This window comes from Limnobacter sp., assembly GCF_036405155.1.
Lineage (GTDB): Bacteria > Pseudomonadota > Gammaproteobacteria > Burkholderiales > Burkholderiaceae_B > Limnobacter.
Genome location: NZ_DASWYD010000006.1, coordinates 896,246 through 903,565, shown reverse-complemented (window position 1 = coordinate 903,565; position 7,320 = coordinate 896,246). Strand labels below are relative to the sequence as shown.

Here is a 7,320-nt window from a genome sequence, read left to right as displayed (position 1 = left end):
GTGTGTTTTTTGGTTCATTGTGGCTGCGTCATTGCGCTGCCTTATGAATCCATTAACGCGAGGAAAAAAGGAATCTTTAGGGCGGAAAAACAAAAAAATTCTCCACAGCAGGAGAATTTTTTTGCACCCTCAAGTTTGCGGAAGCGTGACCGTAAACACCGGGTTTTGTCTGGATGCAACAGGCCTTGTGGGCTTGAAGACCCTGCCGGGAGACGCCTTGGTGGCGACGCCCCCCGTTCAGCGGGTTTAACGCAGCAGGCTCAGCACGTTGTTGGGCAGCTGGTTGGCCTGGGCCAACATCGCTGTGCCAGCCTGTTGCAGGATCTGCGAGCGGGTCAGGTTGGCAGTTTCTTTGGCGAAGTCTGCATCCATGATCCGGCCCTTGGCAGAAGCCAGGTTGGTGGAGCTGTTTTCCAGTGAGGAAGCCACTTGTTCCAAGCGGCTCAGGCCGGCACCGACGGTCGCACGCAGGTTGGTCACCGCATTGATGTTGGTGTCAATGTTGGTGATGGCGGTGGTGGCGTTGGCCACGCTGTCGATGGCGCCGAAAGTGGAGGCGGCCAGGGTGGTTTGCAGGTCGTTACCGCTGGCTGTACCGTCATCGGTCAGGTTCACGGCCAGGCTGTCGGTGGTGGCGTTGCCAGAACCGATTTGCAAGGTGACCGACTTGTTGGCGGCGCTGAATACGTTGTTGCCGTTGAAGGTGGTGCCAGTGGAAATCCGGGTGATTTCATTGCCCAGTTCGGTGTATTCACGGTTCAGGTTGGCGCGGTCGGTGGAGTTCAGTGTGCCGTTTTTGGCTTGAACAGCCAGTTCACGCATGCGCTGCATGTTGTCGGAAATCTTGCCCATGGCGCCATCGGCGACCTGGAGCAGGGAAGTGCCGTCGTTGGCGTTGCGCTGTGCAACGTCAAAGCCTTTGATCTGTGCGGTCATGCGCTCGGCGATGGCCAAACCGGCTGCATCGTCTTTCGCAGAGTTGATGCGCAGGCCAGAAGACAGGCGGGCAATCGAGGTTTGAAGGGAACCAGCAGACTTGCTCAGGTTCATTTGTGCCGTCAGCGACGGTGCGTTTGTGTTGATTCCTAACATGATGTTCCACTCCGAAATGGTGATCAATGTGGTTGGACAAAAGAGGTCAGGGTTGGTCACCGCTGATCTGTTCGGCAACTGCGCTGCCGATGACTATTTAACGAGGTGGTTTGAAAAAACTTTAGAAAAAACTTCAAAAAAAGTTTTTAAATAACTGATATAAAACAAATAATAATGACGATGTTTCGAGGCCAAGAAAGTCTCGAAACACCGTCACTGGGTTGCACTTGCCCGGCGCTTTGCGCCAGGCTGTGCGGGGTGTAAAAACGGCGGGTGGCGTTTCCCACTCCGCCAAAACAACCGGCATTCAGGAATCAGGATGCAGGCTGCTGCTTGGTCGTGGTGGTTACTTTCATAACCACCGTATTCTTACTTCAACATGCTTACTTCAACAGGCTCAACACGTTGTTGGGCAGTTGGTTGGCCTGGGCGAGCATGGCGGTGCCCGCCTGTTGCAAAATCTGGGAACGCGTCAGGTTGGCGGTTTCTTTCGCAAAATCCGCGTCCATGATCCGTCCCCGGGCTGCAGACAAATTGGTGTTTTGAATGTCTGCAAAAGCCACCACTTGTTCCAGCCGGCTTTGTCCGGCACCCACCACGGCGCGAACACCGGTGATGGCATCGATTGCTCCATCCAGTCGGGTGATGGCTGTCGTTGCGTTGGCCACTGTGTCCACTCCGACCAGGTTGGCTTGAATCGTGCCATTGCCATTGACCAACACGGTCGTCAAATCATTGCCACCAGCGGTTGCATCATCGGTGAGGTTCACGGTCAGCGTGTCCGTGGCAGCGTTGCCAGTACCAATCTGGAAGGCCATGCTCTTGTTGGCAGCGCTGAACACGGCATTGCCATTGAACGTGGTGCCACTCACAATGCGGTCCACCTCGTTGGCCAACTCCACATATTCGCGGTTCAGGTTGGTGCGGTCGGTGGGGTTGAGCGAACCGTTTTTGGCTTGCACAGCCAGTTCACGCATGCGCTGCAGGTTATCGGCAATCTTGCCCATGGCGCCATCGGCCACCTGCAACAGTGAGGTGCCGTCACTGGCATTTCTGGAAGCCACGGCATAACCCTTGATCTGCGCATTCATGCGCTCAGCGATGGCCAGGCCGGCAGCATCGTCCTTGGCGTTGTTCACCCGAAGGCCTGACGACAGGCGGGCAATCGATGTTTCCATGCCCAATCCGGACATCGACAAATTCTTTTGTGCGGTTAACGACGCAACGTTTGTATTGATTCCCAACATGATGATTCTCCAAGCGGTTTGTTTGTGTGTTCGGTGCTGGTCACAATGCCGCGCCGATGTCCTGTTAACGCTGGCCTGGAATCGAACTTGAGGGGGACTGTCAAACTTTTTAAATAAATTTTTGGGGGACTCAAGTTTTAAATCCTCGGGACGTAAACCAACCCTTTTTGACAAATGTTGACAGATGGTCACCCCTTGAAGATTCAAGTTCCACAAGGCATTGGTCGTTATAGAGGCAGAGGGACAAATTTGCGGGTGACCCCGAAAGAGGCACGCCTTATGGGGTTCGAACAGATGGGGGGATCCCCCCAAGCCGTGATGCCCCCCGTCCTCAAGACTTGGCACATTGAGGCCGTGAAGTTGATGGTTGTCATCCAGATTCCTACAAGCCGATTGATGGAAGGATGACGACACGAATGGTGCCAGGCCGATTCAGGATTCTTCTGGAGAAGTCGACACTACGTATGAGGGAAATGTCTTTGAAACCCAGGTTTGAAAGACACAAGAGACACGACAGACTGTTTGTTGAATTGGAGGATGTTCACATGAAAAGCACACGTCTACTGGATGAAATTCGCGAAACCAACTTGTCCTACCTGCTGCTGGCCCAGCAGCTGATTCGTGAGGACCGCGCCGAAGCCACCTTCCGTTTGGGAATTTCCGAAGAAGTGGCTGACCTGATTGATCAGTTGACCACAGCCCAAGTGCTGCGCATCGCCTCCAGCAATATGCTGATGTGCCGCTTCCGCTTTGATGATGAAGTGGTCTGGAACCTGCTGACCAGCCACACCAAAGACCGTACTGTGTCTGGTATGCACGCAGCCATCATCATGTCTGGCAAGGCAGCCAGCACCGCTGCGTAAGTTGCATTTCAAACGATCAAACCATCAAAGGCGCTGTCATGGCTAAAGTCAAATCCATTCTGTCCGAAGCAGCACAAATCCAACTGGCCACCGAGCTGATCCGTCTGGATGCCCGTCTGCAAGTGTTGGAGTCCGAGACGCAATTGTCGCGTGAACGTTTGCTGAAGCTTTACAAAGAGCTGAAGCACAAATCACCGCCCAAAGGGATGTTGCCTTTTTCGACCGACTGGTTCATGACTTGGCAGCCCAATATTCACTCGTCCTTGTTCATCAACATTTACCAGACTTTGATCAAAAGCACCGAGATCGAAGACATCGACGCCATCATCAAGGCCTACCGCATGTACCTGGAGCAGGTTGCTCACTTGGGTTTGCCTGAGGTGTTGTCGTTGACCCGTGCATGGCGCCTGGTGAAGTTTTTTGATGCAGGCATGTTGACCACCACAGAGTGCAAGGAATGTGAAGGCCGTTTTGTGGTCCACACGTTCGAACTGGTCAATGATTATGTGTGTGGCCTGTGCCACATGCCTTCCCGTGCTGGCAAAACCCGCCAGTCGGCTGCTGAGCGTTTCTTCAATGAAGAGGCCAGCCTCGAAGTTTGAACTGAACAATCGCCCCAGGGAGAAGGGGCTACGTTTACCTCCGCTGCGTTAAAAGGTCCGGTTGCATCCTCCCACCCTCTGTCTCTTCCGGGTCTGCAGCGGGGGTTTCTCGCTCCCTCAAGGCCAGTGCCTCACCGCACTGGCCTTGTTGCATTTGGGGGCCCCCGAAATGCAGGTACCACGGCCCTGTGCGGTAACTTGGACAGGCTGTCATGCCTTGAATTCGCCCCTAAAAAGTGGCTTATTCGAATAAAAGATTTTACAAACTCTGCCGACAATACCTATACAGAAAAACCAATTTCGAGCAGAGGGTTCTCTCCATGTTTGTAATCGTCGGCTACATCCTTGTCATAGGCTCCGTGCTGGGTGGCTTCCTCATGGCCGGCGGGCATTTGCATGTGCTGTGGCAGCCTGTGGAACTGATCATTATTGGTGGCGCAGCGATTGGTGGCTTTATTGTGAGCAACACCAACAAGGTGCTGAAAGCGGTGGGCAAGGGCCTGGCCAGTTGCTTCAAGAACACGGCAGTCACCCGAGAGTTTTACATGTCGCTGATGGCACTGATGTATGAAGTTCTCACCAAGGTTCGAAAAGAAGGCTTGATGTCGATTGAAGGCGATGTCGAAGAGCCGGAGCAAAGCCCCTTGTTCCAAAAATACCCCGATGTGCTGGCCGACCATCACATCATCGAATTCATGACCGACTACCTGCGCTTGATGGTGAGCGGCAATTTGAACCCCATGGAAATTGAAGCCTTGATGGACGGGGAACTGGAAACCCACCACCAGGAAGCGCACACCCCGGCATCGGCTGTACAGAAAATGGCCGACGGCCTTCCCGCCTTCGGTATTGTGGCCGCGGTGATGGGGGTGGTGCACGTGATGGGTTCGGTGGGGCAGGTCAGCAACGCCGAGCTGGGCAACATGATTGCCGCTGCGTTGGTGGGTACCTTTCTGGGTATTTTGCTTTCTTACGGTTTTGTGGGGCCGTTGGCCAGTTTGCTGGAGCAAAAAATCAGCGAATCGTCCAAACCCTTTGAATGTGTGAAAACCACGCTGCTGGCCAGTTTGAATGGGTACTCGCCCGCACTGTCTGTGGAATTTGGTCGCAAGGTGCTGTATTCCACCGAGCGCCCAACTTTCCTGGAGTTGGAGTCGCACGTGAAAGGGACCAAGGGGTAAACGGCCATGGCCAAGTCCGAGCAAGAACGCCCCATCATTGTCATCAAGAAGATCAAGAAAGGCGGCCATGGTCACCATGGTGGCGCCTGGAAAATTGCCTATGCCGACTTTGTGACGGCCATGATGGCGTTTTTCTTGTTGATGTGGTTGCTGGGTTCAACCTCGGAAGGTGATTTAAAGGGCATTTCGGACTATTTCAATTCACCCTTGAAGGTTGCCCTGATGGGGGGTGAAGGATCGGGTACCGCCACGAGTGTAATACGGGCTGGTGGAACGGATTTGGCACGCTCGGTGGGGCAGATCAAAAGTGGCAACGACTCCAAGGATGCGAATTACAACCCCAATTCAAGCACCGAGAAGGCTGAAGCCCTGCGTCTTGAGCAATTAAAGGGGGAAATTGAGGGCCTAATCGACGCATCGGATTTGATGAAACAGTTTAAAAATCAAATCATCCTGGATTTAACACCAGAAGGATTGCGGATTCAGATTGTGGATGAGCGCAACCGCCCCATGTTTGACATGGGCAGTGCCGTGCTGAAGGACTACATGAAGGACATTCTGCGCAACCTGACCAAAGTGTTGAACCAGGTGCCCAACAAGTTGACCTTGTCAGGGCACACCGATGCAGCGCCGTATGCCTTGGGCAACAAGGGCTACAGCAACTGGGAATTGTCGGCTGACCGTGCCAATGCCAGTCGCCGGGAAATGACGGCAGCCGGTATGTCCGACAACAAGATGCTGCGTGTGGTGGGTTTGGCCTCGTCGGTGCCGTTGATTGAGACTGACCCAATGGCCGCCGTGAATCGCCGAATTGCGATTGTGGTCATGAACAAAAAAGCAGAGGAAGCGGTGCGTGCCTTGGCGCACACCGATTCCGCCGAGGGACGGACATTTGTGGATTTGCCACCCGTGCCCAAGTTGAATGAACAGCCTGTGAAAGGGCAATGATTGAAATGGAAAACAATGGCTAGCAGCCATTTTGTCAGGAGCGACAATGATGCAAAACGACTACCGCTTGATGAACATGATTGATGAGAAGGCTCGGCTGGCGGGCTCCAACAAAATGGAGTTGCTGCTGTTTTCGCTGGGCTCGACCGAGGTGTTTGGCATCAACGTGTTCAAGGTTCGCGAAGTGTGCGAAACCTTGCCCATCACCCGCACACCCAACATGCCACCTGGCGTGGAAGGCATCATTTCATTGCGCGGCAGCATTTTGCCGGTGATTGACCTTGCCCAGTGCTTGCGCATGGGCAACGGCGAGGAACGCACCAAGCTGATCATCACGGAATTTTCTTCGCACACACAGGCTTTCCTGGTGCAGGACGTTGACCGCATTGTGCGTGTGGATTGGGAGCAAGTGAAGTCGCCCCAAAGCATCGGCCAGTCGCAAAGCGCCATGATCACCGCCTTGACTGAATTGCCCGATGGCAAGTTGGTGTCGATTCTGGATGTGGAGCAAATTCTGGGTGAGGTGATTGGTGAAGGCGATGTGCCCAACATGGACTCGCTGCGCCCGGATCACCCACACCCGGTATTCTTCGCCGACGACTCCAACCTGGCCCGCAAGAAAATCACGGAAGTGCTGGAAAAGTTGCACCTGCCTTACCAAAGCGCCACCAATGGCCGCGAAGCCTGGGAAAAGCTGCGCAATATTGCCAACCGCGCTGAAAACGAAAACCGCGACATCAAGGATGAGGTTTCCCTGATCCTGGTGGATGCTGAAATGCCAGAGATGGACGGTTATGTGTTGACACGCCACATCAAGGAAGACGTGCGATTCAAAGGCATTCCCGTGGTGATGCATTCATCACTGTCGTCTGTGGCAAACAAGAAGCTGGGTCAACAGGTGGGTGTGGATGCCTACGTCGGCAAATTCCATCCGGAAGAGCTGGCCCAGATGGTCACGTCAATGCTGCAACCAGCGTAAGGAGCAAGCATGAGCCCCGAAGAATTGAGAATCCTGATCGTGGATGACTTTTCGACCATGCGTCGAATTGTCCGAAACCTTCTGAAGGAAATTGGTTACAACAACGCGGACGAAGCGGAAGACGGTGCTGTCGCGCTGGGCAAGCTCAAAAGCGGTCACTTCAATTTTGTGGTGAGCGACTTGAACATGCCCAACATGAACGGCTTTGAGTTGCTGCAGAACATTCGCAGCGACCCCGATCTCAAGCACCTGCCAGTGTTGCTGGTGACTGCGGAAGCGAAGAAGGAAGACATTGTGACGGCTGCGCAAATGGGCGCCAACGGCTACATCGTCAAGCCCTTCACCAAAGCGACCCTGGAAGAGAAACTTGGCAAGATTGTCGCCAAGATGTCTGTGTAAGAACCTACA

At 53.8% G+C, this 7,320-nt stretch carries 9 protein-coding genes; 7 read left to right on the top strand and 2 right to left on the bottom strand.

Going from position 1 to position 7,320, the window contains the following annotated elements; translation table 11 throughout:
- Window positions 1-250: hypothetical protein (locus VGE55_RS10535; protein WP_331131631.1), on the top strand; the 250-nt coding region annotated here is incomplete at its 5' end.
- On the opposite strand, the gene VGE55_RS10530 is transcribed toward VGE55_RS10535, so the two are convergent.
- Together VGE55_RS10530 and VGE55_RS10525 are read right to left on the bottom strand one after the other, a co-directional pair.
- On the bottom strand, window positions 247-1,092 hold the full coding sequence (locus VGE55_RS10530) for a flagellin (protein ID WP_331131630.1): 846 nt from the start codon (window positions 1,090-1,092) through the stop codon (window positions 247-249). The genes VGE55_RS10535 and VGE55_RS10530 overlap by 4 nt on opposite strands.
- Before the next feature lie 383 nt (window positions 1,093-1,475).
- A complete protein-coding gene (locus VGE55_RS10525) occupies window positions 1,476-2,339 on the bottom strand; it encodes a flagellin (protein ID WP_331131629.1) in 864 nt (287 codons plus the stop codon).
- Between the two features lie 545 nt (window positions 2,340-2,884).
- Between VGE55_RS10525 and flhD the strand changes: the two genes are divergently transcribed.
- The 6 genes from flhD (at window position 2,885) to cheY (ending at window position 7,311) form a co-directional block, all read left to right on the top strand.
- Entirely contained in the window at window positions 2,885-3,202 is a 318-nt protein-coding gene (gene flhD, locus VGE55_RS10520; RefSeq protein ID WP_256765182.1) for a flagellar transcriptional regulator FlhD, read from the top strand.
- 38 nt (window positions 3,203-3,240) lie between these two features.
- The gene (gene flhC / locus VGE55_RS10515; RefSeq protein WP_331131628.1) at window positions 3,241-3,804 is read left to right on the top strand and encodes a flagellar transcriptional regulator FlhC; all 564 of its coding nucleotides are present in this window, start codon (window positions 3,241-3,243) and stop codon (window positions 3,802-3,804) included.
- 320 nt (window positions 3,805-4,124) lie between these two features.
- Window positions 4,125-4,985 (top strand): flagellar motor stator protein MotA, encoded by an 861-nt coding sequence (gene motA / locus VGE55_RS10510; RefSeq protein ID WP_331131627.1) that lies wholly within the window; start codon window positions 4,125-4,127, stop codon window positions 4,983-4,985.
- 6 nt (window positions 4,986-4,991) lie between these two features.
- Window positions 4,992-5,933 (top strand): flagellar motor protein MotB, encoded by a 942-nt coding sequence (motB, locus tag VGE55_RS10505; RefSeq protein ID WP_331131626.1) that lies wholly within the window; start codon window positions 4,992-4,994, stop codon window positions 5,931-5,933.
- Window positions 5,934-5,979: 46 nt separating this feature from the next.
- Window positions 5,980-6,912 carry a chemotaxis protein gene (locus tag VGE55_RS10500; RefSeq protein ID WP_331131625.1) on the top strand — a complete coding sequence of 311 codons (933 nt, stop codon included), beginning with the start codon at window positions 5,980-5,982 and terminating at the stop codon, window positions 6,910-6,912.
- 9 nt (window positions 6,913-6,921) lie between these two features.
- Window positions 6,922-7,311, top strand: a complete 390-nt coding sequence (gene cheY / locus VGE55_RS10495) for a chemotaxis response regulator CheY (protein WP_331131624.1) — start codon at window positions 6,922-6,924, stop codon at window positions 7,309-7,311.
- The last annotated feature ends 9 nt before the right edge of the window (window positions 7,312-7,320 follow it).